The sequence below is a fragment of the Nocardia testacea NBRC 100365 genome (genome assembly GCF_000308775.1).
Lineage (GTDB): Bacteria > Actinomycetota > Actinomycetes > Mycobacteriales > Mycobacteriaceae > Nocardia > Nocardia testacea.
The window spans coordinates 12991-38567 of sequence record NZ_BAGJ01000258.1 but is presented as its reverse complement, the minus strand read 5'-3'; the positions used below and the strand labels follow the sequence as shown (position 1 = coordinate 38567).

The following is a 25577-nucleotide window of genomic DNA, read 5'->3' as shown; positions in this document are numbered from 1 at the left end:
CCGTGGTCGGGCTGGCCCCCACCGGCGCGGCCGCGGCGAACCTGCAAGACGAACTCGGCCACCACTGCGCCACCGTCGATATGCTGCTCGCCCTCACCCGCTCCGACCGGGCTGAATCCGAGCTACCCGAGTGGGTGCGCTCGATCGGGCCCGACACGCTGGTGGTCCTCGACGAGGCCGCGAAAACCCCCACCCTGGCGCTGGACTCGGCGGTGTCGTGGCTGCTGGAGCGCGGTGCGAGTATCCGCGCTGTCGGCGATGACCGGCAGCTGGCCTCGGTGGCCGCCGGCGGAGTGATCCGCGATATCGTCCACCACGCCGGAGCCCCAACCCTCACCCGCGTGGTCCGCTTCTCCGATCCGGGTGAGCAGGCCGCCAGCCTCGCGCTGCGCGAGGGCGATCCGGCCGCGGTCGCCTACTACGCCGACCACAACCGCCTCCACGTCGGCACCCTCGGCGACGCCATCGCCTCGGCCTGGCGGGGCTGGCGCGCCGACACCGCCCAAGGCCGCGACAGCATCCTGCTCGCCCCGACCCGCGACCTGGTCGGCCAACTCAACGCCCTCGCCCGCAGCGAGCGCCTCACCCGCACCGGCGCCCCGACCGGGCCCGAAGTGCAGCTCGACGACGGCCTGGCCGCCTCGGCCGACGACATCATCACCACCCGCCGCAACCACTACGGTCTCTGGTTCTCCCGCACCGACCACGTGCGCAACGGCTACCGCTGGCAGGTCCGCACTGTCCACCCCGACGGCCGGATCACCGCCGCCCACCTGGGATCCGGGAAACTGGTCACCCTGCCCGCCGATTACGTCGCCGAACACGTCGACCTCGGCTACGCCACCACCATCGACACCGCCCAAGGCCTCACCGTCGACACCTGCCACGGGGTCCTCACCGGGCGGGAATCCCGCGCCCAGCTCTACGTGCTCGCGACCCGCGCCCGCTCGGGAAGCCACCTCTACCTGGCGACCGCCGATACCGGTGAGGACCTGGACAACACGCACACCTGGCGGGCGCTCAACCCGCCGACCGCGCTGGATCTGATAACCGAGATCCTCGCGCGGGAGGGCACCCAGACCTCGGCGACCACCACCGCCCGCGAAGCCGGCGACCCGCGCCGCATGCTCGCGCATTCGGTCGACGCCTACCTCGACGCGCTCGGACTCACCGCCGATGCGGTCCTGGGCGACGAGCACCGCGCCCGGCTCACCGCGGCCGCCGAACAACTGGTGCCCGGGATCACCGACGAAGAAGCCTGGCCGGTGCTGCGCCAAACCCTGCACCTGGTCGCCATGGACGGCCGCGACCCGATCGCCGAACTCACCACCGCCGTCCAGGCCCGCGACCTCGATACTGCCGACGACAAAGCCGCCGTGCTGGACTGGCGGATCGGCCGGCCCACCGGCGGCGGACCGATCGACTGGCTGCCCGCGCTCCCCGACACGCTGCGCACCGAACCGACCTACGGCGAGTACCTGCAAGGCCAGTGGTTCACGATCGCGCACGCGGTCAAGGACATCGACCGCGCCGCCCGCGCCTGGACCCCCGACAGTGCACCGACGTGGGCGGCCGCGATCGGTGGAGTCGGACCCGATCTGCTGTCTGAACTGGCCATCTGGCGATACGCCCACGCCGTGCCCGACAGTGACCGCCGGCCGACCGGGCCGCCCTGCTACCCCTCCGTCGAACGCACCGCCCAGCAGCGCCTCGACACCGCGGTCGCCGAGAAGATCGGCGGCCTCGACACCCACACCCGCCGGTGGGCGCCGCTGGCGCGTGAGGTCGACGAACGCCTACTCACCGATCCGTATTGGCCGGTGCTGGCCGCCGAGCTGTCCCAAGCCCAGGACACCGGCCACGACACCGCCACCGACGTCCGGACCGCCGCCGCGATTCGACCGCTGCCCTACGAACAACCTGCGGCCGCCCTGCACTGGCGGCTCACCGACACCCGCGGCGAACCCGGTGACCGCGAGCATCTGCGCCGGTATCTGCAGGCCGACCCGCTGCGCGCCACCCCCGAGTTCCTGCTCGGTATCAAGGGGCTCCAGCTCTACGAGAAGTGGCGCAAGAGCAACCGCGAGCGGTGGCGGGCCAACAAAGAACTCGCCTCCGCCCAGGACTCTGTCGGCGACCTCGACAAGATCCGCGACCAGGAGAAAGCGAAAATCGCAGACATCACCGCCGCCCGCAAAGCCGAGAGCACCCGGGAGAAGTGGGAGCAGGTCACGCGGGCGGTCTACCGACAGTGGTGGACCGCCCAAGAACTGCTCGGTGAGGTCAAGCGCTGGCAGTGGTGGCTCAAAGCCGACCGCCAAGCCGCGCACGACGACAGCCTGACCCGCTACGAAAAAGCCCAGGCCGGCCTCGAAAAGGCCGAAGACGCAGCACGCGAAGCAAAGACCAGAGCAGAGAAGACCGCGGGCGCCTCCTTCAACTGGGATACCAGTCTCACCAAAGCGCAGACGTTCATCGAGAACTACGAGAGCGAACGGGCCTCGCGCCTGGAGAGAGTAGCGCGCGCGGAACAGCAGGTAGCCCACCATGAGCAGGCCGACCAGCAGCTCCGCGCCCGCATGCAACAGATGCTCGACGAGAAACAACGCCGCATCGACATGCCCGAACCGCAGCGCCGCATCGAAGAGGCCCTCCGCGACGACGCCCGCGGCAGCACCCGCGAAGACGCGAACGACCCCGAGACCTGGCATGTCGCGTTCCGCGACGCGCTCTCACGCCCGCCCGAAGCGACCGAACCCCACCCCCACTGGGACATCGACGACATGTTCGGCGGGTCGGTCCGCGCCCAGGCCGGCCGTAGCCGGGCCGTCGATATACGGATGCACCGCAGCGGCCCGTCCCACGATTCCGGGCCCAGCCGCAGCCACGGGTACGGCCTGTGACCTCCCGCCGACCACGAGCGATACCGGTGAACCCCGGAGTGTCTTACGCCGCGACGTCGAACAAAGCCAGCGGCGGCGGAACCGCGGCCGCCCGCTGCTCGGCCCGCTCACGGACCGCGCAGGTCGGCCCGATCCCCTCAGCGATCGACCGCGGCGACAACAGCCAGCCGTGACAACGGCGGCAGACCGCGACCAGCTTCACGGTGGGCCGTTCCTCGGTTTCGGCCATCTCTCTCCTCCGGCCAGGTCAGCTATGCCGTGAGGATCGCACGCCCCTCCGACACCGGGCCCGGCGTAGAGACGCCGTCAGCCGGTGGGGTCCACCCGGACCAGGGCACCCAGCGGCATGGAAAAGGGGTATCGACCAGCGGCGGAGTCGTCGACCGACTCGATCACCGCCCGCCCCTCGTCGGAGTCGACCTCAAGCACCACGAAGACCGACTCACCGGACTCCCCGATGCGCACCTGATCGCCGACTTCGAGCACGCCCCCGAGCATAATCGAATGCGTGTTCGAAGCCTGGAACGACGAGTTCTCCGCGCCTCTGCGGCGTGTCCTGGACCCACCGACCCCAGTCCTGGTCGATCTGAACGTCGTCCTCGCACCCGAGCCAGGGTTCCGCCGCGACGCCATCTCGATGCGCACCAAGACCGCCGGCCTCGACACCACCGCCACCGTGCCCGGCCTGCTCTACGCCTGGGCCAGATCCGTGACCGGCGGATGGATCGGATACGTGCATCTGGCCATCCCCACCGGCAACCGCGGCGGCTACGTCGAAACCCGCCAGTGGTGCCCCGCCCACGCGCTGACCAAGAACGAGGACCGCAACCCCTGAGCAGCGGCGCGGGTCAGAACAGCATGAGTAGGAGCAGGACCACGAGCGCCGGCGGTATCAGGTAGATCCACCACATCGGGAACGGCTCCACATGCGGGAGACGCCCTTCCCGCTCCAACTGCTCTATCCGGCGCCGGCCATCGAGGGCGCGCGGGTTCACCGGGCGGGACGGTTCGGGCAGCTGGTAGGGGCACGTCGGGATCGGGTGGTAGGCGATGTGGCACCGCGGGTTCTGGCACGGGTAGGAGCCGGGCCCGAACCGGAATGGCTGTGTGCGGTCCATGCGCACCATCATGACCGGTCCCACCGACTCTCGACGGCGCACCAGGGAGAGCCCATCGGGCGGCAAGACCCGCAGGGTCGCGGCAGTACCTCGGTTGGGGATGCGATCAGGCGGTGAGGATCTCGATCAGCCGCCGCCGAGCGGCCGAATCCTCGGCGGTGTCGATCAGGGCCCGGAAGAGCGTGGCCTTGGTGAGCGTGCGCCGGCCGGTCTCGCGACGGAGAGCGTGCAGGAGATCGTCCCAGCTCTCGGCGTCGGCCGGATCGAGCCGGACAGACCAGTTCACGGTGGCGGCGCTGTCGCCGGGAGTTCCTGTAGCCATAGCAGCAGCCTAGCACTATGCGCGCATGAAGGATTGCGCGCATTCACTCATTCACGCATACTCGAATGGTCCTATTCCTCCACCTCCGGAGATGCAGATGACGATCAACCCCAACCCCCGCCGGACCGCGCCGAGCGAGGTCCGGTCATGAGCCTGAGCAGCACGGTGTATTTCGCTGGATGGGGCGGAGATTCGCTCGGCTGGGAACAGGTCCCCGGCATCGACCTGCGGCTCGCGGCCAACCACAACGAAGTGTGCGTTCAGGTCCATTCGCTGAACTTCCCCGACGCCGAACATCTCCCGCCGGGCGATGTCGAGGAGATCGACCTGACCACGCTGCCCTACACCGAACTGTTCTGGGCGTCCCCGGCCTGCCCGGCCTGGACCGACGCGAAGGGCGTCAGACGCTACTTCGACCAGTCCAACCAGTACTCGCTGCTCGCCGACGACGAACTGGGCCTGGTCCTGGAGGACCCGGCGGCCGCGCGCAGCCGCGCCCTGGTCGAACAGATCCCGCGGTATCTGCGAGCCATGGCGGCCAGGGGCAAGCCCGTGTTGGGCGGGGTGATGGAGAACGTCATCCAGTGCCGCAAATGGGATCAGTGGCAGCGTTGGATCGGTGAAATCGAGGAGATCGGCTACGAAACCCAGCTGATCGCGCTGAACAGCATGCACGTCATCCCCCGACTCACCGACCCCGCACCACAGTCCCGCGACCGGCTCTACCTGGTCTACTGGCTGAAATCACTCGGCCGGCGCCCGAACTGGGCGAAGTGGCTGCGGCCGCGGGCATGGTGTGAGACCTGCGCTCGGGAGGTCGATGCGGTGCAGTCCTGGAAACGTCCCGGGATCGAGATGGGCCGCTACGGCCGCTCCGGCCAGTACACCTACCGCTGCCCCTCCAAGACCTGCCGATTCTCCGAAGTCGAGCCCTACACCACACCCGCCTCCACAGTGATCGACTGGAGCCTGGATCCGGGCGAGAAGATCGGCGCCCGAGCCAAACCGTTGGCCGACAACACCCTCGCCCGCATCCGGGTCGGGCTGGAGAAGTTCGCCAACGAACCGTTTCTGTCCCCCGCCGGCGGGACCTGGCGGCGCGAACCGTCCTCGCTGGCCGCGCCGATGCCGACCCGCACCACCCGCGAAACCGACGGGCTGGTCATGCCGCCGATGATCGTGCAGACCAGCAAACGCGCCGAGATCACCGGCCGGATGGTGGGACGCCCGTTGCCCACCCAGACCACCCGCCGCGAACTCGGTCTGGTCATCCCGCCGTTCATCACCAGCCTGCGCGGCGGAGGCAGCAAGAAATCCGCACGGGGCGTGGACCAGCCGCTGGCGACGTTCTCCGCCGCCGGGTTCCATCACGGCCTGGTGCAGGCCCCGGGCACCCCCGAGGCTGCCCGGGACGCACTGCTGGTGCCCTACTACCGCACCGGCATACCCCACCCGGTCAGCGATCCACTGGGCACACTCACCACCCGCGACCGGCACGGCCTGCTCGGCATCGACCCGGCCCGCCTGATCAACGAATGCACATTCAGGATGCTCGAACCCGACGAAATCCGGGGCGGAATGGCCTTCCCCCGCACGTTCAAACCGATCGGAGACAAACGCACCCAGGCCCGCGGATACGGCAACGCCGTCACCCCACCGGCCGCCGAAGTACTCGGCTGCGCCCTGGTGGAGACCATCACCGGAGAGGACATCGAGCGCTACGCAACCACGTAGACCTCCCCGAAGCGACGGACCCCGGCGACCATTACTCGCCGGGGTCCGGCGCTGTTCAGAGGACGGACGAGGAGGTCCCCGTAGTAACCGCCGAAAAACCAACGGATATGGCGATTCGGCGTGCCCTCGTGGTTTCGAGGGGGAGGGAGAGGAAAATCGCGCGGCATGACGGCAGACGCCCGCAAGAAGACCTCATCGCTGCAGCGAGGCGACGCGCACACCTTCGAGGTGGCGGGACGGGTCCTGAGCTTGCTGCTCGATTACATCGGCCCGTTCGGAGGAAGTCTGGGATTCCATCTGTGGTCCACCCCGATCAAACCGGGGTTCGTGCTGTCGTGGCGCGGCGCCGTGCCGAGCGAGATCCAGGTGATCCAGTATTTGGTCAACGCCTCGGCCGACGACGAGGTGACCACAGTGCTGCGACCCGGCGATGTGACATTCGACTTCGCGGCGGATGACAGGCACTACACCCACATCGACGTTCAGGGCGTTCAGTTTCAGCTCCGGCCCGAGCGCATGTTCACTACCGAGGAGCTCGCCTCGTGGGGCACCTTCTGGCGCAGCGGGGATATGCAAGCGTTGCTGAGCTGATCGGCCAACCTGCTCGCGGGCCTGACGCTTCCCGCACCCACTAACCAGCGGCTACGTCATACCCGCCCGACTTCCGGCCGATACCACGGCGACCCCCGAGAAGATCAGCGGCCGTGCCCGCGGTCCTGCTCACGGCCAGGCCGCTGCGGGGCGCGGGCCTGCCGCAGAGCCGCTTCCTGCGTCGGACTCAGTTTCCGGTCACGCTTCTTTGCCGGGGCGGAACCCTTCGCGGCCGACGTGCGCTCGATGATCTGCCCGCGCTCGTTGTAGGGCAGCACCTCCATCGACGACAGCCGGCGTGCGTTCCACGCCGCATACGCCTCACGCATATCGGCTTGCGCCGCAGCGCTGTCGAGCCCATCGACGACCACCGCGGCCTGGGTCTGCGCCAGCCAGGGCGGGGATCCCTTCTCGGTGATGTAGGGCTTGGTCGGGTCGATACCATCGGCGCGCATGTGGATCTCGGCCAGCGTCTGCCGGGCGGCATCCGACGCCTTGACTGCGGTGCGGGCGCGTTCGGTGGCCGCCATCATGTCGCGGACCGCCAGCAGGCAATCCATCAGCGCGTAGATCAGTGCCATGTCGGCGGCGCTCTGGCCCTTCTTGATCCACAGCATCCGGGCGACTGCCTTGATCTGGGTGTCGTGTATCGGCCGTTCCGGACGCTTGTGCGCGTCCAGGTCCGAAGCCGCCGCCAGCCGCCGCGACAGCCGATCCAACGGCCCCGGCGCGTATTCGGTGGCCGCGCTCGCCGCCGCGAACAGCCCGGAAGTGCGACCGGCTGCTTCGGCCCAGGCCGCACGATCATTCACCGGGATGGTGCGCATGTACGCGCTCCACTGCGCCAGCTCCGCGATCGCCTGCTGCTCGTCCAGCGGTGAGGAGATCTGTGGCCGGCCTCGTGAGTCGGTGGCCTTGTTCCATTCGGCCAGCGCCTCGGTGGCGGCTTCTGGGGACTGGTCCCAGCCTGCCCAGCGGCGCAGCTGCGGCAGCGTCATGTCCTTGCCCAGCCGCAGCCCGGAGAACGTCAGCGTCTTCTCCCGCCGACCATCCGCACCACGTTCCGGGCGCCACTCCACCGAGTAGCCGGTGACGGCCTCGCGGCCGCCTTTCTCGTAGTAGGCCTTGGGCATGATCCCGGCCGCCCGCATCTCCCGAACCCATTCGGCTTCACTGCTGGCCGCTACGGCGAGAGCGCGGACCCGCCGCTGCATCGCCTCTCGGTCGGTCTCCGGAGCGCCCTCGCGCTCCTGGCGGGCCCGCTCCGCCGGCTTGGTCGCCCGCTCGGTCCCGCCCTCCTCCCTGCTGGCCAGAACCTCGAGCCCGTACCGGTGTTCGAGCACGTTGCACGCCTTCTGTGCTCGCGTGTAGTCCTGGAACAGGTCCGCGATCGAACCATCCGGACGTACCACCCCCATGGCGATGTGAATGTGGTCGCCACCGCCCTTGTTCAAGCCATGCGCGATCGCACCCCACCGCACATCAGGCACACCGTCGTCCCGGCCCGCGAACCCCATGAGTTCCATGAAGTCGTCGGCGATCGAAGCCCACGTCTCCTCGCTGAGCTGCCCCTCCTCCGGCCGCAGGCTCAAGCTGCAATGCCAGGTGTTCACGTCCTTGGTCGCGGCCTGCATCGCCTCACGCTGGTCCATTCCCTGCGCCATCAGCGTGCGGGCCTTGGCCCGGTCGGTGGTCAGCACAGGCTCGCCCCGCAGCACGGTCTGACGCGGCGAGTCCAGCAGCCGCGCCATCTCCGCCGCCTGCGCCGTGGTGATCCGGCCACCGAACACCGCCCGGGTCACGACGTCCCCCGCGATCAGTCGCTGATCGCGGTGCTCGTTCTCCTTGCCCTTCCCCGCCAGATACACCAGCAGGTCCCGCATGTACGAGCCCTTCTTGATGTTCGGGATCACGGCCGCCTCACCGGCCCGTCTCGTCCGACAGCGCCCACTCACTGGCCAACGCGGCCTCTTCATCGACATCCACGACCGAGGGCTGCGAGGCATCGAGGGCTGGAAGCTGCACCGCGGGGCCCAGACCCATCACCCACCGTGCGGTGGCGTCCACGCTCAGGCTGGCCTGCACCACCGCGCTCAACGCGATCCCGAGACCCTCGGCGAGTTCCTCGTGCTGGTGCGACCACCGGGTCAACTGGTTGAGGTTGTTGCCGATACGACGCAGCTGCCCATCGAATTCCAGCAGCTGCAACGCCGCGTACGCCCGACCCGGATCCGTCGACGCCGACCGCGCCGGGGCCGGTGAATCGGAGTCGGGCAGGGCCGCCATCGCGGTCTCCACCAGCAGCCGCTGCACGCTGATTCCCAACTCATCCGCCCGCGCGGTCAACCGCCGGTGCTCGTCATCCGACATCGGCACCTTCGGCTTGTGTGGTCGGCCTCCGGCCACGTTCGACTGCCGCCGGCGGCGCGCCTGCGCACGCAGATCACTGGACTCCCCTGCCACCGCAACCTCTCCTCCGGCCTAGCGCAGCGACCACCCCGCCTGCCGGGGTGGGGCCACGTTAGTGGCCCTAAAAACTAGCTCGCTGACATCGTTCTCACCTGCCAGGATACCCGAGCAGTACGGCGCGTGAGGACATTCGGATCGGGACCACACCAAAGGAATTCGGCTCCGCCGGCGGGCGCTGATCGCTACGGTTTCCGGGCATGACGATGCATGCAGAACGGGCCGCGGATCTCGCGGCACAGGCGGGGCGAGAACTGCAGGCCGCGCTCGAATCGACGACCGATCTACCCGGGGACGGCGGGTGGCTGAGCTACAGCAGCGGCAGGGAGACCTCCGACCGGGTGATGTGGCAGCGGGTCACCGCGCTCCAGGCCCAGGCCCAGATCCACGCGACCCTCGCGCTGAGCGAGGTCACCCCGCCGAGACCGGCGGATCCGGCCGGGTAGGTTTGAACGCGCGAAGGACCTGGCGAGTAATGGCCGCCAGGTCCTTCGCTCTGTCGAGATGTTGCGTTGGGTTTCAGGTGTTCGCGCGCTGAAGCAGCACGTCGGCGTGGCAGGGCAACCCCGGCTCGCACGGGCAGCACAGATCCCGACCGCGTAGCTCGGGCAAGTGCGTCAGCACCCACTGCCGGTTGAAGCGGCGCCGGCGGTGTTCGATGACGTCCGGCCCTTCACCGTCGAGCCACCGAACGTAGCGGCGGACGGCGGCCGCGTGCTGTTCGGTGGGACTACCGGACTGGTTGCTGACCGTGTGCGGGTTGCCGAACCGGGACGTGCGATCGACGATCACGCCTGTACTCGGCCGCCGCCATCCGCGTACCCGGCGACGCTGAACGCGCACGGGTGTTCGCCGGTGTTCACTGCCGCCGTGCGGTGAACAGGCCACCCCCGCCGGGCGTTCGGCGGTCGGTGATGCGGCTGTTCGCTGTTCGGTTTGGCCCGCCGGAGTGAACATGTGATGTTCGGTGTTCAGCGGCGGCTGTTCACCGGTGTTCACTGTTCGGTGTTCGCTCCGGGTGATGGTGTTCGCTGTCATCGAGGAGGCTCCTGTTCGGTCCGGGGTGTTCGGTGTTCGCCGGGATGGTGTTCGGTGAACGGGGTCATGAGCCCTCGTTCTCACGTTCGCTGCGGACCATGTGGGCCAGCGCGGCGCCGAGACCGACCACGACGACAGGCAGGCAGCTCACGAACGTGGTGATCCACCAAGGGGCGCCGAGCACGACGCGTTCGGCTGCCTGGCCGGTCGCCGCTGCGGCGGCGTCGGCGAGGGCCTGGGCGGCGGCCCTCTTGTCGGCTTGTGCCTGTTCGAGCAGGTGGTAGGCGATCTGCCCGGCAGCACCCAGCAGCAGCGCACCGATGGAGGACCACTTCGCGAAGATCACGGTGGCGTCGTTGCGGCAGCGCCCCGACAGCCAGACATACATCGCGTACGCGGCGTAGGCCTCCACGCCGATGGGCAGGGTGATCGCGGAGTTGATGACGAAGTTGTCCGCGATCCCGGGAAGCGGCCGGACCTCGCCGAACCCGGTCATCTCGCCCAGTCCGACCCAGCCGCTCCATACCGCGACGAAGGCGGCCATCGCCATCAGCAGCACCGGCCACACCACGAGCGGGGACGCAGCCTTCTTCTCCCCCGCCGGCGCGGCTGCCCCCTGCCCGCCCGAGTCGCTGTGGGTCGGCTCGTCCTGGCTGTGGTCTACATGCTGCAGTTCGGTGTTCGGCCCGGTGTTCGGCCCGGTGTTCGGCCCGGTGTTCGGCCCGGTGTTCACCGGTGCCGTTGCCGTGTGTTCGGCGGTGTCGGGCGGCTGGGCAGCGAACAGCGCGGGCGAGGCCGGGAGACTTGCCTGTTCACCGGCGACTGTTCGGTGTTCGCTGTTCGCAGGAACGGCGTCGTGTTCGGTGCTCTCCGCCGGCTGTTCGTCGGTGGGATGTTCGTTCACCGCCGAGATGTTCACCGGCGCCAGGGGCGGCTGTTCGGTGTTCGCTGTTCGCTCGGCCTGTTCGCTGCTGTGGTCGTGTTCGGTGTTCGCGTCGGTGAGGGCCGAGTCCGGGAGGGCGGGCATGTCGTCTCCGTCTGACTGTTCGGTGTTCACCGGCGGCTGTTCGCTGTTCGGTTCGATGGTGTGCTTGTCGGTTGCTGCTGTCTTCTCGGCGCGTTCGGCGTCGAGTCCGGCGATAACCTCGGCGGTGAGCGCTTGCAGGTCGCCGGTGTTGACCAGCCCGTTCTGCTTGCGCCAGGCGGTGGCCTCGGTGGCGGCCAGGGTGCGGCCGGCGTCGATGCCGTAGTGACGCAGCCAGTTCTGTACCGCTCCGCCGGTGGGTGAGGGCAGCTGGGAGCAGGCGTAGCGGACTTGGTCGCGTTTGGTGCTCAGCGACATCAGCGCGGCCCGGTGGTCGTGGGCGCGGTGGGCGTGCGCCGGCGGCTGGTGGTCGGTGGTGGTCACTGGGGGTCACCTTCCTGACGGGCGAGCTGGACCGGATCGGTGAGGTCGACGGCGAGCAGGGAGTCGCCGTCCGTGGTGATTGTTCTTTGGCGACGAAGCATCTTGGAAATCCCTCCTTTTCAGCAGTGCGCGACGCAGAGCAGGCGGAGCTCCACATCTTGATAATACACCCTTAAGGGTGTATTATCAACCCTTAAGGGTGTATTATTTGGTGGTGATTCACTACCTGTCGCTCGCCGAGATCGCCGATCGGCTGGAGCTGAGCCTGAACACTGTGAAGAGCTATTACCGCAAGGGGATGCTGCCGCCGCACGATGCTGAGGTAGGTCGTAATCGGGGGTGGCTGGAGTCGACGATCGAGGAGTGGGAGGTTTCTCGCCCTGGTCGTGGCGTTCCGGCGGCCGGCCGGTCGAGCTCTCTACGCTCCTGAGAGGTCTCCGACGACGCTGATATTTACCGGCGGTAAATCGATACTCGCCCTGTGATTTCGTCGGGCTGAGCGATTACCCGGTGTTTCACCTGGGTGGTGTTCGGGTGGGCGTCGTATGCTGCGGTCGCTATCCGAGTAGCCCCGGCCGGGGTGAAGCAACGGAAGAGAGTACCGGTGGCTGTTGTGCATGTGCTGCTCAATCAGAAGGGCGGCGTTGGGAAGTCTACGCTGGCAGTGAATCTGGCGGCGGTGACGTCGGAAGTGGTGGGGGACGGGCTGGATCCGGATGCCCCTTCGCCTGTGGCGGCGGTGTCGATCGACCCTCAGGGTTCCGCGGTGTGGTGGGGGTCGCGGGTGGACAATCTACCGTTCCACGTGGTCCAGGCGCACGCCGATCTGGATGAGTTGAAGCGGTTGAAGGAACTTCCGGGTATCGACCATGTGTTCGTCGATACGCCCGGATGGCTAGATATGGCCGAGTCACAGGACGAACGGGATCCCCTCGGGGAGGGCCCGGCGGGGGACGCACTGCGTGCGGTTCTCGATTCAGCCGATCTGGTGATCGTGCCGATCACTCCGGAACCGCTGACCTTCGATCCGACCGCGCGGACGATCCGGAAGGTGATCGAGCCGCGCGGGCTGAAGTACCGGGTGGTGTTGAACAACTGGGATCCACGCGACGGGGAGCAGGACCGCGACGAGACCATCGAGTTCATCCGCCGCAACAACTGGACCGGCGCGAAGACGGTGATCCGGCGCTACAAGCTGCATACCAGGGCCTCCCTCAACGGCCAGGTCGTCACCGAGTACCCCAGCAGTGGTACCTCGCTGCGGGCGCGGGAGGACTTCTACAAGCTGGCGCTTGAGCTGAAGGTGGCTGTGTGATGGCCCGCGGCGGCACCAGGAAGAACCTGGCAGATCTGTTCGACAGCGTCGGTGAGAAGTCGCCTGTCGATGGAGAAGCGTCTCAGCCGGCGCCGAGCGGTCCACCGACCTCGGCGCCGCTGGCGGAGCTGGTGGCCAACCCCCGGAACCCGCGCGAAGACGTCGGGGATCTGGTGGATCTGGAGTCGATCGGTCAGATGCAGCTGCAACCGGCGCTTGTGGTCACGCGGGCTGCGTATCTGCGGTTGTATCCCGAGGACCAGGGCAAGGTCGGGGATGCGCGCTGGGTGGTGATCAACGGCTGCCGGCGGTTGGCGGCGTCTCACCGGTACGGCCGCGGCGAGCTCGAGTTCGTCATCAAGGATGAGGTCGCGGCGGACCGATCGACCCTGTTGTCGGCGTCCATCACCGAGAACGTCGCTCGCGCAGGCTTCGATGTGATCGAGGAAGCCCGCGCTGTCGAAGCGCTGGTGGAGGAATCCGAGTCTGCAGAAGCTGCGGCCGCGTACCTGAAGAAGTCGCCCGGCTGGGTGTCTCAGCGCCGTGCACTGCTCAAGCTCGCACCGGAACTGCAGACCGCTCTCCGCCGGGGTGACCTCGCGGTCCGGGTAGCTCGGAGCCTGGCGAAAGTTCCTCTGGAGCAGCAGGTGACTGCCTGGCAGGCGGCGCAGGACCGCCAGGCCCAGAAGGATCCCGACGGTGAGCCCAAAGCTCCCAGCTCGCCGAAGCCGGCCAATGCCCCGCAGATCGTCAAGGCGCTGCGCCGGTTCGAGCCGCAGGCAGACATCCTCGCCGAGGCTCTACGCGAGTACCTCGATGAGGAAGCGCTCGCCGATCTGGTCACCAAGCTGTCCACGTAGCGGACCCTGTCCAATCGATTTACCGGCGGTAAATGACCTCCCCCGGACTGTGAGCGAGTGCAGATTTACCGCCGGTAAATCGCGTTCGAGGTGCGGTCCGCAGACACAGCTGTTGTCAGGCCACGCACAACTCAGGTTGTTCCACCTCCCCGGTGCGCCGCGTTGCCAGTGGCGTACCGCCGACCCGCCACTGCGGATCGCGCATCCCGTGGTGGATTGTCAGCGGTGCGTTCAGCACAATCCCAGCGTCCTCTGGCGTCTCGGCGTGGATGAGGATCCGGTCCATCGCGGCCGTGATGTCGTGTCGGCGGTCGAGCCAACGGAACCATGCTTTCCGTTCACTCGGGTGGAGCTGCCGGAGGACTTCTCGGCGTGCGGTGCGGCGTTCCTCCTGCTCGTGATCCGAGAGGTTTGTCCACCAACGGCGCTGGAACCACAGTGAGCGCATAAGTTTGGCAGCGGGGTGCTGAGAGACTGCAAGACGTTCACCAGGGGCCAGAGCAGCCAGAGCGTCGCAGCGGACACGCCAGTACAGCCGGTCGCGGTTGTACTGGGCGGTCAGCCGGGCGGGGGTGCAGCGGCCGAGGGGCCGGGGGGTGTCCAGACTAGTGTGCTCATAGTCTTCAGCACGGGTGATGTATGAGCTTGCGGCAGGCCCAATTCGGTAGGCGTGGCAGTCGTCAGCGCCGCCGGTGTAGGCGCGGCTGATTTCCAAAAGACCGAGGTCGATCGCTGCCGCCAGGGCTCGCCGGACGGTTGCCAAGGCCAGCCTTGAACGAACGGATAGGTCGCGCAGAGAGATCGAGCCCTCGCGGGTGATGAGAGGCATCGCCAGGGCGCACAGAACCGTCGACAGTGATTTTCGGCGGCGTGTCTCAAGATCCGTAAGGTCCTGCACCGCGGCGCGCAGCCCTGCCTCAAGAGCCCGTATTTCCGCGGCATCGGTGTGGTTGGTGGATGTCGCCAAAGCAGGCTTCAGGCGCCGCCGGCGCGGCCGCTCCGTCTTCGCCTCGGTCAGAGCCTGCTTCCACATCTCGCGCCACTGCTGGAGGTTCCGACCGATTTCAGGACATGCGTCTTTGGCTCGGGACCAGGCGCTTCGCTCGGTGCTGCCTTCTTCGGCGGCCACAAGGGTGACCGCAGGCAGCCACGCGTAGCGGCGCCACCAACGTTCTCCGCGGTCACGCGCCTTGCTGCCCTTGGACGACACTTCGGCCCACGCGGCGGCGGTGTCATAACCGTTGCGCGCCAGCACACAGGCCAAGCCGAACTCGCTTTCCGATCGAGAGTTACCCGCGCGACTACGCGCCCGTCGGCAGGCTCGACCGGGCCGGGAGATTTTGGACTCACGGACGGGGACCTCCCACGCAGCAGCAGCCTCAGCGATTGCTGCGGGAGTGATGGTGCTGACGACAATTCGGGACGGAAGGCCGCGTCGGTGCGGTGCGCTGAGCAGTCGGAGTACCTGCCCGGTGCGGTCGTCAACGACAGTGCCTAGGCGGTCGGCGAGATTTACACAAAACCGATGCCACTCTGCGGCAGTGTTCGGGCTGTCGAAAATGGTGATCACGTGACGTCCGCCAGGACGGCCACTCTTGCGCAGCAGATAAGGCAGCCCACGAGCGACGCACCATTCCAGCAGTGCCCGGACTGCGGCGTCGCCAAGCGCGGCGGTAGCGGCGTCGACGTCAGCGGCACCGAGAGCGGGCGCCAGTCGGGCGCCAGCGCTGGCGGAACGGCCACACGCAACCGCCGCCCGCAGCGTGACCAGATCCTTGACGGGGTCACCGCGGTTGTCCCGCTGGATCGCGATAAACGGAGCAACGTAGAGGGCGCGCTCCAACTCAGCGAGGCTGACACACGAGGACCCGTCGGGGCAATTTCCCTGCGGATCAGAGGAGGTGTCGTAACTGTCACACGTGTTCAGGGCGTGTTCGCACGCGACTGCAATAGGGCGTGCGATACCCTCAGATCTGTCGGCCAAGACAAGACCCTTCTGGGGTGCTATGCGGAGCCTCCGACGTACCAGGTCGGAGGCTTTCCGCGTTTATGAGGTTGTTGAGGGCAGGCCGATGCCTGCGGTCACTATCCAGCCAGTGGCAACTCCTGCTGGTTCGTCTTCTCGGTCTTTCGCTTGCGGCCCTTCTTCGGCCGAGCTCGCCGCGGTACATGCCGCGGCTTGTCGAGCTCCAGGACGAGGTCGGGCCGGTTGACGTGGAGGGCCATTACGTCCGCCACGTACTGGGACACGGACATTCTGTTTTCCTCGGCGAGCCGACGTACGGCCTCGAAAACATCGAGCGCCAGGCGTGGGCCAACCTGGGCTCGTTCTCCCTTGGGCAGCTGAGCCATGCGCGTTACCCTTCCATGCCCAAACTGTTAACGCCTACCGACACGCCGGATTTGGTTTCCCACGAAAATTGTGAGTTCGGGCGTGGGTTCCACATCGCCCTTACGACCATGTGCGACCCGCAGCCGCTCAAAGCGCCAACATCCAGGTAATAGGGGGCATTACAGCTCGGGGGTAGCGGACGCGGTACGTTCTGCTAGCGACTGCTGGATTCGGGCGGAATCGACCACTTGGCCAGCACCGACCAGCCTCGAGATGTGCAGTAGTGCGGATTCGTGGATTTCGGCCGCGCGGTGTCGAGTTGCGTTAGAGGCAACGGCGTCTCGGACGACCCAGGGTGTGTAGCCGAACTCGAAAGCGTCGAGCGCTGTCTTCAGAACGCAGGCGTCGGTGGCGATTCCGCATATGACTAGGTCTGTTACGTCGAGGCGGCGGAGTAGGTCGCGCCCCTCGGCGGTGAGCGCGGTGTAAACCGTTTTGTCGAGGAGGTGCGATCCGGGTGCATCGGCCAGCACTTCAAGTTCTTCGACGAGGTCGGTCTCGGGTGGTCCGTACAGCGCTCTCCAGCCGATCAGGCGCTCCCAGGGGCTGCCGGTGTAGTTCCAGTAGCGGGTGTACACCGTCGGCCGGTCGGCCTGCGCCCAGCGGGTCGCGAGGTCCACGATCACCGGAACCGCGTGGGCCGAGAACTCGTTGACGAACCCGTTCTGTACGTCGACGACGAGCAGCGCTGCTTTGTCTATGTCGATCACTGGCCGGCCTCCTTCAGTGCCTCCATGGCTAGTTCAAGCTGGGATGGCAGGCCGCTGGAGGTGACGACCGCCTCCCGCATCTGCTGGTACTGCCCGGTCTCCTGCGGCCGGGGGTTGAACAGCAGCAGCCGCATCGCTCTGAGGAAGCGGCCGCCGTATTCAGGTGATATGTCGGGGTCCACGCCAGCTTCGATTTGCTCGTTAATGTAGGCCGTGAAAGCCCAGATGGCCTGGACCCCGATCTCGAACTGGACGAGGTCGTTTTCGGCAAGACCCCGAAGAGGATCGTGCGGGTGGTAGACCACCCCTGACCAACTTGCCCACGCGCTGGAAACGCCCGGACTGCCGAAACTGCGCATCTCGGGCGGATGGTAACCCGCACCGAGCAGGTCGTGTTCAGTGCGCTCGCTGGCAGCTTGGGCGTTTGGAGTGACCTCACGGTCGACGAGCACCCGTGGGGCGCAGATTAAACGCAGCCCAGTGTCGAGACTCTGCCCGGCCCATGGCGCGGCGTAGACCCAATAGGTGCTGAGAACGTACGAGGCGGCGATGTCTGTACCTGCCGCTTCGGTGAGGTACTGCCCGGCCCACCTGAGGTTCTCTGGGTACGACTGGTAGCGCCAGTAGGCGAGCGAAGTGACATCGGGCAGGTCAAGATCTTCAAGCAGGTGGATGATGGCCGTGCCGAAGGGAAATAGCGACACCGAGCAGTGGTCGCCCGTCTCGGGGACGGGTCCGATCCAGCAAGGGGTTCGACCCAGGTGGCCGGTGACCCGTTCCAGTTCCAGGCTTTCGACGAGCGGCTGGACGCGCGTGTGTCCGACATGCGCAGCGATAAATTTGTGAGAACGAATTCCAAGGGTGCTGGAGTTCGTCGGTGCCAGTGCAGTGATGGCCATCAGTACATCCCCGGGTGGGGTTGCCCTGTTCTCCCAAGAGGTCACGTGACCAGCCTGAATGCTACGACCGAGCAAATCACTGAGTGCCGCAGCGAATTCGACGGGAGACAGACCTGCAGAAGCCCTGGCCATCGAGACGCGGCCGCGCGCGAGGGCTGCGTAGTCCGGGTGGTAGCTGGATCCGCGTGTGTGCAGCCCCGTGACGGTTCCGCCCGAGGATGGCAGGCGACGTACGTTCACATCGCCTCCCGGGAGGAGGTCTCCGGGATGTTCGGCGCGGCGGGGTAGGTAAGGCCGAGGTTAGAAAAAACCTCCATCATCAGTGTTTCTAGCTGCTCGACGCGAGCGCACATCGCCTCCAACTGCTCGACACGGGCTCGTAGTTGGGCGACCTCGTCGCCTTCTCCGGCTTGTTCCACCGGCGCCGGCGATTGGACGAAGGACCCGACCCCGTGGAAGGTCTCGACGAGGCCCTCGTTTTGCAGCTCGGTGATCGCTCTCGCAACGGTATTGAGAGCAGCGCCCCATTGCTCCATCAGCTGAGCCTTGGTCGGCAGCTGGTCGCCGGGCGCATAGTCGCCGCGGCTGATCTTGGCCCGAATGTCATCGGCGATGAGGGCATATCGCGGTTTGCTCACCATCTAAGAGTAAGTCTCCTTGAGTCACTTAAGTCAATCACTTGAACATGATTGACTCTATCAACTCAGTCTGATTCACTCAGATAGACAGTCGATAGAGTGAAGGAGGAGTCCTCATGGCGATAAGGCGTGAGGGGCAGTGGTTGACCGCAGAGCGGTCCGCGCACTGCGCGTATGAGGTTGCACCGGGCCGTTTTCGGCTCACGCTGTGGCCGGGCGTACGGGTATCCGCCCGTGCTGCCGTGGCCGGCCTGACGATCGCGGAGTTGTCTGCGCGGTGGGGTCGGGGCCTGTGGTTCGACACCCCGAACACCCGAATGGCCTGGGGGATGATCGAACTTCAGGCGCAGACGCTCGGGTTGGATGCCTTGGACGCGGTGCTGCGCTGCCAGGCCGGAGAGGTCCCCTCGGACGCGTCGGCGCTGGGGGTGAGTGCGTGATGCAGGTACCTGCTGTTTGGACACGCGAGACCTGGCGTCGGGCGGCCAATCCGACCATCCCGGCGGTCATCGAGCGCGACGGCCATTTGGTCAGCGAGGCCACCGTCCACCACGCGGATTACGTGGGGCTGGACCGCTGGCATGTCTCCTACCTGCCGGGGCGGCAGTTGACCCGCATGCAGGCCCGGGCCGCGATGAAGATCGCGATCGCTCCGGAGCGGGTGGAAGTCGAGCGGTGGGCAGGCCTGTTGGGTCTGACCGCTGCGGAAGCCCGCGGCTTCGTGGCGATGTCGGCGGAGGTCGCGTGATGTCCCGCGATCGCTACATCGATATCTACATCCCGGTCGGCCCGGGCGCCGGCGTTGGTGTCGTCGGCTCGATCTTCGCCGTGATCGGCGGGGCCATCACGTTCGCCGTGATCGTGTGCGCCGCTGTGTCCTGCGCGGATTTCGGCGAGGGCGCCCAGATTCCCGAGTCCAGTTGTGAGCCGTTCTGCGCCATTACCAGCGCGGCTCACCCGGCGGGGGAGGCCACGCGATGAGCATGGATATCTCGCGCTCCGGTCTGGTGTGCAGCACCGATCCGGAACTGTTCTTCGCCTCGGCTCAGCAGCCTAAGCGGATCGAGCTGGCTCAGGCGGCCTGCCGTGACTGCCCGCTGCTGGCCGAATGCGCGGCCTGGGCGGCTCCCCTGGTCGAGCGGCGGGACCTCGTCGAGTGCGTCGTCGCGGGCGTGCACCTGCCGCCGGTGCGTAGGTCACTGAAGGTGTTCGGCGAACTCGCTGACCGGCTTCGTGTCGTCGCGATCGCGGCACAGGCCAGCGAGAGGCGGGCCGCGTGATGACCGGGGTTGAAACCACTACTGGTGTGCGGTTTTTCCAGCTGCACCGCGATGTGGACCTGACCGGTTACAGCGGTACCGGGGTCGTGGCCGATGGGGTCGTTTGGCCCGACGGCACGGTCTCGTTGCGCTGGCGCGGCCCGGTCCGCACGACTGTCGAGGCCTCCTGCCTCACCGATATCGAGACCATCCACGGCCACGATGGCGCGACGCGCGTCGTCGAGGTGGCCGTCATCCCGTTCGGAGGTGCGGCGTGGACCGCAGCGTAAAACAGCCCGGTGCCGGGCTGAACGACTGGAAAGAACTCATCCTCGTGGGCGCCGGCGCGACCGTCGGCGCGACCACCTACGCCAGCCTCTGGCTGGGTGAGGCCCTCTACGGCGGCCCGGATCAGGATCTGCCGATCAACCCGATCTCGCTGGCCTGCAACCTCGCGACCGGGGATGTGGACTGGACCGGCGCGGCCAATGGTGGGCTGGCGACGCTGCTCATCGGCACCGGCCTCGGTGCGGTCGGTGCCCGGGCGGCGTGGCGGGCCGGGTGCCGCAAGTGCCGTGCGCTGTCGCGGCATTGGGAGAAGCACAAGAAGGAGGCCATCGACGCTCAGGCCAAGTACATGGGCCGCGGGCGGGAGCTGGAAGGGCTGTCGCAGGCGGCGGTCGCCGAGCGCGCCGCGGCGCTGAACGTGCAGCTGAACCCCGGCGACGCCCCGGGGGTGATGATCGGCCGGTCGGTGGCCGACGACAAGCTCCTCTTCGCCTCCTACGAGGATTTGCACCTCGACATTTGGGGTCCGCGGTCGGGTAAGACCACCACTCGCGTGATCCCGGCGGTGATGGAGGCCCCGGGCGCGGTCGTGGCGACCAGCAACAAACGCGACGTCGTGGATGCGACCCGCCGGTTCCGTGCCACGAAAGGCCCGGCGCTGGTGTTCGACCCGCAGGGTGTGGCCGATGGCGAGCCGACCTTCTACTGGGACCCGACCGCGTGGGTGTTGGGCGATGGAGACCCGGCGGCCGCGCAGGAGCGGGCCTACAAACTCGCCGCGCACTTCGCGTTCGGTGGCCCCACCGAGAACGAGAAGCGCGACGCATTCTTCGATCCCGAGGGCGAAGACCTGCTCGCTGGGCTGATCCTGGCGGCCGCGTTGGACAAGAAACCGATCACCCAGGTGTTCGCGTGGGTCACCGACGACCAGGACCGCACCCCGGTCAAGATCTTGCAGCGTCACCACTACGACCAGGACGCGGCCGGTCTGATCGCGCAGTACAACTGCGAGGACAAGCAGCGCAGCGGCATTTTCGGCACCGCCAAGAAAATGGCGGCCTGCCTGAAGTTCCGGCGGATCCAACCGTGGGTCACCCCGCCGCAGGAGGGGGAGCGGCCCCGGGAATCGTTCGACGTGGACGAGTTCGTGAAGTCGAAGGGCACGCTCTACCCGCTGTCGAAGGAGGGCCAGGGCAGCGCTGGTCCGTTGGTCACCGCGTTGTGCGCGGCGATCGCGGACGCCGGCGCCGCCGAGGGCACCCGCCACCCCAACGGGCGTCTGCCGGTGCCGATGACCATCGTGCTCGACGAGGCCGCCAACATCGTGCGCTGGAAAGACCTGCCCAAGCAGTACTCCCACTTCGGCTCCCGCGGGATCGTGGTGATGACCGTGCTGCAGTCCTGGGCGCAGGGGACGCGCTGCTGGGGCAACGACGGCATGGAAGCGCTGTGGTCGGCCTCCAATATCAAGGTGCTGGGCGCCGGCCTCGACGGTGCCGCGTTCCTGCGTGATCGCAGTGAGCTGATCGGCCCGCACTACGAGCTGAGCACCTCGGTGTCGCGGGGCAAGGATTCGCGGTCGGTCTCGACCAGCCGCACCACCGAGACCACCCTGCACGCCAGCGATATCGCGGCGATGCCCAAGGGCCGAATCATCGTCTTCTCCTCCGGTCACCGCCCGACCTTGGCCAAGGCCATCCCGTGGTGGTGGCGCGACTACGACCGCGAGATCCGCGAAGCACTCGCCGAAGTCACTGCTCCTGCCGCGCGTCCGCAGCTGCGGATCGTGCCACCCCCTGCTGATGAGGAAGGCAAAACCGCATGACCGAGACCGTGCAGACCCCCGAGAACGGCCAGAACCCCCAGGAGAACCAGAACACCGGCGCGGCCGCGCCGGTGGGCGGGGTCGACCTGGGCGAACTGCTGGAGAGCGCGCTGCGCAAGGCCGTGCAGGCCCAGATCAACGCCGAGGCCAAGGAAATGGCCGCCGGCGTGGTCGCCGAGCTGCTCACCGATGCGGTCCGGGCCGAGATGCGCGCCGCGGCGCTGGTGGAAGCCGAGGACGCGCTGAACCCGGCGCTGGCCGACACCGCGACACCCGCGGGCGAGGGTGGCGAGGAGGAAGCAGCTGGTGAGGCCGAGGAGGAAGCGGCCGCGCCGGAACCGAAGTACGCCACGGTCGAGGAGTTCGTCGAGCAGTGGGTGGTGCCCACCTACCGCCGTGAGGTCACCACGGATCAGCGGGAGTGGAAGTGGTGCCCGCGCTGGCACGCCCATGGCGAGGTGTATGCCCGGTTCAAGGCGGTGCATCGGGCGTTCGAGGCGATGCGGCTGGACGAGACCGTCGAGGTCTCGCTGTGGTGGCTGACGCATCTGGATCCGCATATGGCGGTGATCCTGAGCCCGGACGGACCGTTCAAGCTCTGCAACTCGACCAGGCACAGCGACGAACTGGGGCCGCTGCCCACCACCGAAGCTGCGGCGGGTACGGCGACCGACGGGTTCGTCCCGTCGGCGTTCGGGCTGTGGGTTCCGGCCGGCCCGCCTGCCCGTCCGCGTGAAGTGACGCGGGAGTACCCCGGATGAGCAACGCATGGGCCCGCTCCGCCAGCTGGGAGCGGGTCACCGAAGCATTGGAGCGCAAGGTCGGCCACGGCCGCACCGCGGGCACCTGGACCCGGTACTGCTGCCCGCACCACGAAGGCGACGGCCGCCACCACAACCCGAGCTTGGGCGTGAAGTACCTCGACGATCAGGGCCGCACCAAGGTGAAGTGCTTCTCGGGCTGCACCGACGAGCAGGTCCTCGACGCGATCAGCCTGGAGATCAAGGATCTCTACGACAAGCCGCTGGAGAAAGGCCAGCGCAGCAGCGGCCAGACGCGGGGCGGTTGGACCCGCAGCCGCCGGCCACAGCCGCAGACCCGGCGGGAGAGCCCGGCCGACCGCGCGATCGCGGCGGCCGGGTTTCCCGCGGTCACACCGAAACGGGAGCTGGGACAGCAGCGCACACCGTGGAAAACCACCGACACCTACACCTACGTCCGTGACGACGGCACCGTTGCCGGTGAGGTCATCCGCCGCGAGGCCCAGTTCGCCCACGGCCGCAGCAAGAAGTTCTCACAGCGCGCCTGGAACAGCGCCCAGGGCGATTGGCAGGACACCGGTTTCGACCCGGTGCCCTTCCAACTGCCCCAGGTCCTGGCCGCCATCGCCGACGGCGAAGCCATCTACATCTGCGAGGGCGAGAAGGACGTCCACACCGCCGAGCGGGCCGGGCTGACCGCCACCACCAACGCCGGCGGTGCGCTGTCGTGGACACCGGATCACGCCAAGTGGCTGCGCGGCGCCTCTCTGGTGGTGGTCGTCGCCGACCAGGACCCGGCCGGATACCGGCGGGCGGAAAAGGTCCTGGCCTCACTGGACGGGCTGGTGGACCGGGTGCGGGTCGTCGCCCCGGCCACCGGCAACGACTTCACCGACCACATCGACGCCGGGCACGAGGTCTCCGAGATGACCCCGATCCCACACCTCGACCCGTTCACCCGACCGACCAGCAGCCCCCGCCGGACCCCACCGGCGGACCGCGAAACCCCTGCCGCCGAGACCGAACCGGTCACCGCGGCCGTCACCCCTGAGGGAGGACCCACCGATATGGCCCAGTACATGATGGCCCCGGATCTGGACGCCGCTCCGGACCACACCCCCGATATCGACTCCGCCGGCGCGGAAATGTCGCGGTTTTGGCAGCTCATGCTCGCCAAGATGCTGGCCTACGCCCAGAAACTGGCCGAGCAGCGCCGCCGCGAACGCGAAGAAGCCGCCGCCAAGGCCGACGACGAACGCCGCGAGACCGAGCAGCGGCACGCCGCCGAGCGCCAGGCCGTGGAGACCCGGCTGGCGAAACTGAAGGACAAGGGCTGGGACCACCTCTCGGTCAGCGAGATCGAGGCGGCCTTCGGTGATGCGGTCGCTTGGGCCGAAGACAGCAAACTCGCTGCCGAAGCCCGCTCCGAACTCGTCGGCTATGTCGCCCACCGGTACGGGGTCCACCTGGACATGGAGACTGGTGGCGTCTTGGCCAGCCCTGCACCGAACGTGGCCGACGCCCTGCTGGCCAAGGAGGGCGAGCGGGCTACGCAGTCGCGGACGCGCCGTGCCCAGGACCGGATGGTCGAAGAGATCGCGCGGCAGAACGATCTGGACCAGAGCGTCAAAGAGCAGCTCTACGCCGATATCGAGGCGTGGCGGGCCAACCCGACCCCGCGCGGCCTGGACGAGCTGACCAAGAAGATGCGGGTGCAGCAGGTCAGCGAGCCGGTGCGCACGAAGGTGCGGTTCATCGCCTCCTACCTCGGCACACCGGGCCAGATCGTTGCCGACGACGAGCTCGGCTCGACCCGGACCCCGTTCCCGACCGCCGAACTGCGCAAGATGGACCTCCCCCTGGTCGACCTCGGCGAGGAAGCCAAGCCGCGGGTGGACAAACTGCTGGAGGCCTACCAGGACCGCCTCAAGACCGGAATGTCCACCACCAGCGTGCAGGAACGGCTGCGTGACGCCGTCGCAGTGATGACCCCAGAAGACCAGCAGGCCGCACGCGAGCGGGGCAGCGAGATCCGCCACAACCCCGCCGGAAAGTTCGCGCGGCTCTGGCCCGATCACGTCGACCGCGAGGAACTGGCCGCGACCGTGCGCATGTACGCCTCGGTCGCCACCCAGGCCTCCCGGGTCGCGGGCAGGGCCGGCGACCTCGGCGACCCGACCGCGGCCGCGCTACGCCAGCGCGCCGAGAAGGACCGCGCCTACATCCGCAAGGCCCTCACCCAGGGCAAAGGCCTGCACCCGCTGGAGCAGGAGCAGCTGCGCGCGGTCCTGGTCGACGTGGACGCCGGGAAACACACCACACCGGAACTGCTGTTCGTCGACGACCGCTCCGCCTCGGTGGTCGATATGGACCGGGCCTCGTCCATCGCCTACGACCACGCCCGCTACACCCGCCACAAGCTCGGCCAGATGTTGGAGTCCAACCAGGCACCCCGCGGCACCGCGCGACGCACCCGCGAGCAGGTGCAGCGTGTCGCCGACGCTCAGATCCAGCTCGCCGTCGGCAACGCCACCCTCACCGACCACGAGGACAAAGGTGTGGACCGGGCACTCATCGAGCGCTTGGCCGCCGCCGGCGTTCCCGAGGGCATGCGCAACCGGGTCCGGGCCGAACTCGACGCCACCGCCGGCCAGGCCTCCGTTGCCGGGAAGCAGGCCAAGGTCATCCAGGAACGGTGGGCCGATCGCCGCGATGCGGTCACCGCCGTGCGCACACCGCCCGCCCCCGGCTACGACAGCCGCGACCGGCTCGACCAGATGGCCGAGCACCTGCGCGCACAGGGGATGCCCCCCGATGAGGTCACCCAGCGCATCGCGGCCGAGAGCACCTGCGCCCACCCCACGCAGGAAGCCGTCAAAGCCGCGCTCAAGGGCCGCACCAAGTCCCGCAACACCCGCCCCGGCGCCGGGATGCACATCACCAACCACCGCGGCCGCGGCAAAGGCGACCGCGGATTCGGCCGCTGAGACGGCCAAACCCCCCGGGACGGCGCACACCACGCTGCGCCGTCCCTCCCGGGCCCGCTGCTC

At 67.8% G+C, this 25577-nt stretch carries 29 protein-coding genes; 16 read left to right on the top strand and 13 right to left on the bottom strand.

The annotated features are described in order from the left end of the window. Positions 1 to 2903 (top strand): AAA family ATPase (locus tag ON38_RS27480; RefSeq protein ID WP_157181940.1); only part of this gene is annotated, 2903 nt, incomplete at its 5' end. Positions 2904 to 2946: 43 nt separating this feature from the next. On the opposite strand, the gene ON38_RS27475 is transcribed toward ON38_RS27480, so the two are convergent. Both ON38_RS27475 and ON38_RS27470 read right to left on the bottom strand, forming a co-directional pair. Further along, positions 2947 to 3132 (bottom strand): DUF6011 domain-containing protein, encoded by a 186-nt coding sequence (locus tag ON38_RS27475; RefSeq protein WP_039827929.1) that lies wholly within the window; start codon positions 3130 to 3132, stop codon positions 2947 to 2949. Between the two features lie 77 nt (positions 3133 to 3209). Then, positions 3210 to 3389 carry a hypothetical protein gene (locus ON38_RS27470; RefSeq protein ID WP_245564253.1) on the bottom strand — a complete coding sequence of 60 codons (180 nt, stop codon included), beginning with the start codon at positions 3387 to 3389 and terminating at the stop codon, positions 3210 to 3212. Positions 3390 to 3411: 22 nt separating this feature from the next. Here ON38_RS27470 and ON38_RS27465 point away from each other — a divergent pair, with 22 nt between their 5' ends. After that, positions 3412 to 3738 (top strand): hypothetical protein, encoded by a 327-nt coding sequence (locus ON38_RS27465; protein WP_051165272.1) that lies wholly within the window; start codon positions 3412 to 3414, stop codon positions 3736 to 3738. A 13-nt stretch (positions 3739 to 3751) separates the two neighbouring features. Here the strand turns inward: ON38_RS27465 and ON38_RS27460 are convergent, their stop codons facing one another. Continuing rightward, positions 3752 to 4021, bottom strand: a complete 270-nt coding sequence (locus ON38_RS27460) for a hypothetical protein (protein WP_157120262.1) — start codon at positions 4019 to 4021, stop codon at positions 3752 to 3754. Positions 4022 to 4127: 106 nt separating this feature from the next. After that, positions 4128 to 4343, bottom strand: a complete 216-nt coding sequence (locus ON38_RS27455) for a vWA domain-containing protein (RefSeq protein ID WP_157181939.1) — start codon at positions 4341 to 4343, stop codon at positions 4128 to 4130. Positions 4344 to 4490: 147 nt separating this feature from the next. Here ON38_RS27455 and ON38_RS27450 point away from each other — a divergent pair, with 147 nt between their 5' ends. Both ON38_RS27450 and ON38_RS27445 read left to right on the top strand, forming a co-directional pair. Continuing rightward, positions 4491 to 6077: a DNA cytosine methyltransferase gene (locus tag ON38_RS27450; RefSeq protein WP_085995494.1), complete on the top strand. Its 1587-nt coding sequence runs from the start codon at positions 4491 to 4493 to the stop codon at positions 6075 to 6077. A 165-nt stretch (positions 6078 to 6242) separates the two neighbouring features. Continuing rightward, positions 6243 to 6668 (top strand): hypothetical protein, encoded by a 426-nt coding sequence (locus ON38_RS27445; RefSeq protein WP_039827925.1) that lies wholly within the window; start codon positions 6243 to 6245, stop codon positions 6666 to 6668. A gap of 104 nt (positions 6669 to 6772) precedes the next feature. On the opposite strand, the gene ON38_RS27440 is transcribed toward ON38_RS27445, so the two are convergent. Together ON38_RS27440 and ON38_RS34425 are read right to left on the bottom strand one after the other, a co-directional pair. After that, complete coding sequence (locus tag ON38_RS27440; RefSeq protein WP_039827924.1) at positions 6773 to 8581, bottom strand: relaxase/mobilization nuclease domain-containing protein; 1809 nt, start codon at positions 8579 to 8581, stop codon at positions 6773 to 6775. Positions 8582 to 8588: 7 nt separating this feature from the next. Continuing rightward, on the bottom strand, positions 8589 to 9131 hold the full coding sequence (locus tag ON38_RS34425; RefSeq protein WP_157181938.1) for a MobC family plasmid mobilization relaxosome protein: 543 nt from the start codon (positions 9129 to 9131) through the stop codon (positions 8589 to 8591). Positions 9132 to 9334: 203 nt separating this feature from the next. On the opposite strand from ON38_RS34425, the gene ON38_RS27430 reads away from it, so the two are divergent. Further along, entirely contained in the window at positions 9335 to 9580 is a 246-nt protein-coding gene (locus ON38_RS27430) for a hypothetical protein (RefSeq protein WP_039827923.1), read from the top strand. A gap of 73 nt (positions 9581 to 9653) precedes the next feature. Here ON38_RS27430 and ON38_RS34420 read toward each other — a convergent pair whose 3' ends face one another. Both ON38_RS34420 and ON38_RS37175 read right to left on the bottom strand, forming a co-directional pair. Continuing rightward, positions 9654 to 10172 (bottom strand): DUF4326 domain-containing protein, encoded by a 519-nt coding sequence (locus tag ON38_RS34420; RefSeq protein ID WP_051165268.1) that lies wholly within the window; start codon positions 10170 to 10172, stop codon positions 9654 to 9656. A gap of 64 nt (positions 10173 to 10236) precedes the next feature. After that, positions 10237 to 11580: a hypothetical protein gene (locus ON38_RS37175; RefSeq protein ID WP_051165266.1), complete on the bottom strand. Its 1344-nt coding sequence runs from the start codon at positions 11578 to 11580 to the stop codon at positions 10237 to 10239. Positions 11581 to 11794: 214 nt separating this feature from the next. Here ON38_RS37175 and ON38_RS35245 point away from each other — a divergent pair, with 214 nt between their 5' ends. The 3 genes from ON38_RS35245 (at position 11795) to ON38_RS27405 (ending at position 13755) form a co-directional block, all read left to right on the top strand. Then, complete coding sequence (locus tag ON38_RS35245) at positions 11795 to 12010, top strand: helix-turn-helix transcriptional regulator (RefSeq protein ID WP_218000845.1); 216 nt, start codon at positions 11795 to 11797, stop codon at positions 12008 to 12010. A 174-nt stretch (positions 12011 to 12184) separates the two neighbouring features. Further along, positions 12185 to 12895, top strand: a complete 711-nt coding sequence (locus ON38_RS27410) for a nucleotide-binding protein (RefSeq protein ID WP_083873140.1) — start codon at positions 12185 to 12187, stop codon at positions 12893 to 12895. Then, complete coding sequence (locus tag ON38_RS27405; protein WP_039827922.1) at positions 12895 to 13755, top strand: ParB/RepB/Spo0J family partition protein; 861 nt, start codon at positions 12895 to 12897, stop codon at positions 13753 to 13755. The genes ON38_RS27410 and ON38_RS27405 overlap by 1 nt, the downstream gene beginning before the upstream one ends. 115 nt (positions 13756 to 13870) lie before the next feature. Here the strand turns inward: ON38_RS27405 and ON38_RS36380 are convergent, their stop codons facing one another. From ON38_RS36380 to ON38_RS27380, 5 genes are all read right to left on the bottom strand, one after another. Then, the gene (locus ON38_RS36380; protein ID WP_157181937.1) at positions 13871 to 15598 is read right to left on the bottom strand and encodes a hypothetical protein; all 1728 of its coding nucleotides are present in this window, start codon (positions 15596 to 15598) and stop codon (positions 13871 to 13873) included. Between the two features lie 242 nt (positions 15599 to 15840). Then, positions 15841 to 16011 (bottom strand): hypothetical protein, encoded by a 171-nt coding sequence (locus ON38_RS36885; protein ID WP_174372467.1) that lies wholly within the window; start codon positions 16009 to 16011, stop codon positions 15841 to 15843. Between the two features lie 255 nt (positions 16012 to 16266). Continuing rightward, the gene (locus ON38_RS27390) at positions 16267 to 16857 is read right to left on the bottom strand and encodes a cysteine hydrolase family protein (RefSeq protein ID WP_218000844.1); all 591 of its coding nucleotides are present in this window, start codon (positions 16855 to 16857) and stop codon (positions 16267 to 16269) included. After that, positions 16854 to 17756, bottom strand: coding sequence for a hypothetical protein (locus tag ON38_RS27385; protein ID WP_157181936.1), 903 nt, complete (start codon positions 17754 to 17756; stop codon positions 16854 to 16856). Before ON38_RS27385 ends, ON38_RS27390 begins: the two co-directional genes overlap by 4 nt. Before the next feature lie 236 nt (positions 17757 to 17992). Beyond that, entirely contained in the window at positions 17993 to 18397 is a 405-nt protein-coding gene (locus ON38_RS27380; RefSeq protein ID WP_051165261.1) for a GntR family transcriptional regulator, read from the bottom strand. A gap of 113 nt (positions 18398 to 18510) precedes the next feature. Between ON38_RS27380 and ON38_RS27375 the strand changes: the two genes are divergently transcribed. Genes ON38_RS27375 through ON38_RS34405 form a run of 8 tightly spaced genes read left to right on the top strand, consistent with a single transcriptional unit; the run spans position 18511 to position 25514 of the window. Next, positions 18511 to 18834 carry a hypothetical protein gene (locus tag ON38_RS27375; RefSeq protein ID WP_039827919.1) on the top strand — a complete coding sequence of 108 codons (324 nt, stop codon included), beginning with the start codon at positions 18511 to 18513 and terminating at the stop codon, positions 18832 to 18834. Next, entirely contained in the window at positions 18834 to 19142 is a 309-nt protein-coding gene (locus ON38_RS27370; protein ID WP_039827918.1) for a hypothetical protein, read from the top strand. Before ON38_RS27375 ends, ON38_RS27370 begins: the two co-directional genes overlap by 1 nt. Beyond that, a complete protein-coding gene (locus ON38_RS27365; RefSeq protein ID WP_039827917.1) occupies positions 19142 to 19375 on the top strand; it encodes a hypothetical protein in 234 nt (77 codons plus the stop codon). Before ON38_RS27370 ends, ON38_RS27365 begins: the two co-directional genes overlap by 1 nt. Then, complete coding sequence (locus ON38_RS27360) at positions 19372 to 19674, top strand: WhiB family transcriptional regulator (RefSeq protein WP_083873139.1); 303 nt, start codon at positions 19372 to 19374, stop codon at positions 19672 to 19674. The genes ON38_RS27365 and ON38_RS27360 overlap by 4 nt, the downstream gene beginning before the upstream one ends. Further along, a complete protein-coding gene (locus ON38_RS27355; protein ID WP_051165259.1) occupies positions 19674 to 19943 on the top strand; it encodes a hypothetical protein in 270 nt (89 codons plus the stop codon). Before ON38_RS27360 ends, ON38_RS27355 begins: the two co-directional genes overlap by 1 nt. Next, a complete protein-coding gene (locus tag ON38_RS27350; RefSeq protein WP_051165257.1) occupies positions 19928 to 21766 on the top strand; it encodes a type IV secretory system conjugative DNA transfer family protein in 1839 nt (612 codons plus the stop codon). The genes ON38_RS27355 and ON38_RS27350 overlap by 16 nt, the downstream gene beginning before the upstream one ends. Next, the gene (locus ON38_RS34410; RefSeq protein WP_051165255.1) at positions 21763 to 22527 is read left to right on the top strand and encodes a DUF4913 domain-containing protein; all 765 of its coding nucleotides are present in this window, start codon (positions 21763 to 21765) and stop codon (positions 22525 to 22527) included. Before ON38_RS27350 ends, ON38_RS34410 begins: the two co-directional genes overlap by 4 nt. Further along, entirely contained in the window at positions 22524 to 25514 is a 2991-nt protein-coding gene (locus ON38_RS34405) for a hypothetical protein (RefSeq protein ID WP_051165253.1), read from the top strand. The genes ON38_RS34410 and ON38_RS34405 overlap by 4 nt, the downstream gene beginning before the upstream one ends. Positions 25515 to 25577: the final 63 nt, after the last annotated feature.

What these genes read in the sequence shown, in the direction of transcription:
- ON38_RS27360 (WP_083873139.1), top strand. Translation starts at nt 19,372, where the DNA reads ATGAGCATGGATATCTCGCGCTCCGGTCTGGTGTGCAGCACCGATCCG.
- ON38_RS27475 (WP_039827929.1), bottom strand. Translation starts at nt 3,132, where the DNA reads ATGGCCGAAACCGAGGAACGGCCCACCGTGAAGCTGGTCGCGGTCTGC.
- ON38_RS27375 (WP_039827919.1), top strand. Translation starts at nt 18,511, where the DNA reads ATGGCGATAAGGCGTGAGGGGCAGTGGTTGACCGCAGAGCGGTCCGCG.
- ON38_RS36885 (WP_174372467.1), bottom strand. Translation starts at nt 16,011, where the DNA reads ATGTCCGTGTCCCAGTACGTGGCGGACGTAATGGCCCTCCACGTCAAC.
- ON38_RS27450 (WP_085995494.1), top strand. Translation starts at nt 4,491, where the DNA reads ATGAGCCTGAGCAGCACGGTGTATTTCGCTGGATGGGGCGGAGATTCG.
- ON38_RS27405 (WP_039827922.1), top strand. Translation starts at nt 12,895, where the DNA reads ATGGCCCGCGGCGGCACCAGGAAGAACCTGGCAGATCTGTTCGACAGC.
- ON38_RS27445 (WP_039827925.1), top strand. Translation starts at nt 6,243, where the DNA reads ATGACGGCAGACGCCCGCAAGAAGACCTCATCGCTGCAGCGAGGCGAC.
- ON38_RS34420 (WP_051165268.1), bottom strand. Translation starts at nt 10,172, where the DNA reads ATGACAGCGAACACCATCACCCGGAGCGAACACCGAACAGTGAACACC.
- ON38_RS27355 (WP_051165259.1), top strand. Translation starts at nt 19,674, where the DNA reads ATGACCGGGGTTGAAACCACTACTGGTGTGCGGTTTTTCCAGCTGCAC.
- ON38_RS27455 (WP_157181939.1), bottom strand. Translation starts at nt 4,343, where the DNA reads ATGGCTACAGGAACTCCCGGCGACAGCGCCGCCACCGTGAACTGGTCT.
- ON38_RS34410 (WP_051165255.1), top strand. Translation starts at nt 21,763, where the DNA reads ATGACCGAGACCGTGCAGACCCCCGAGAACGGCCAGAACCCCCAGGAG.
- ON38_RS27370 (WP_039827918.1), top strand. Translation starts at nt 18,834, where the DNA reads ATGCAGGTACCTGCTGTTTGGACACGCGAGACCTGGCGTCGGGCGGCC.
- ON38_RS27380 (WP_051165261.1), bottom strand. Translation starts at nt 18,397, where the DNA reads ATGGTGAGCAAACCGCGATATGCCCTCATCGCCGATGACATTCGGGCC.
- ON38_RS27385 (WP_157181936.1), bottom strand. Translation starts at nt 17,756, where the DNA reads ATGGCCATCACTGCACTGGCACCGACGAACTCCAGCACCCTTGGAATT.
- ON38_RS34405 (WP_051165253.1), top strand. Translation starts at nt 22,524, where the DNA reads ATGAGCAACGCATGGGCCCGCTCCGCCAGCTGGGAGCGGGTCACCGAA.
- ON38_RS27365 (WP_039827917.1), top strand. Translation starts at nt 19,142, where the DNA reads ATGTCCCGCGATCGCTACATCGATATCTACATCCCGGTCGGCCCGGGC.
- ON38_RS27430 (WP_039827923.1), top strand. Translation starts at nt 9,335, where the DNA reads ATGACGATGCATGCAGAACGGGCCGCGGATCTCGCGGCACAGGCGGGG.
- ON38_RS27460 (WP_157120262.1), bottom strand. Translation starts at nt 4,021, where the DNA reads ATGGACCGCACACAGCCATTCCGGTTCGGGCCCGGCTCCTACCCGTGC.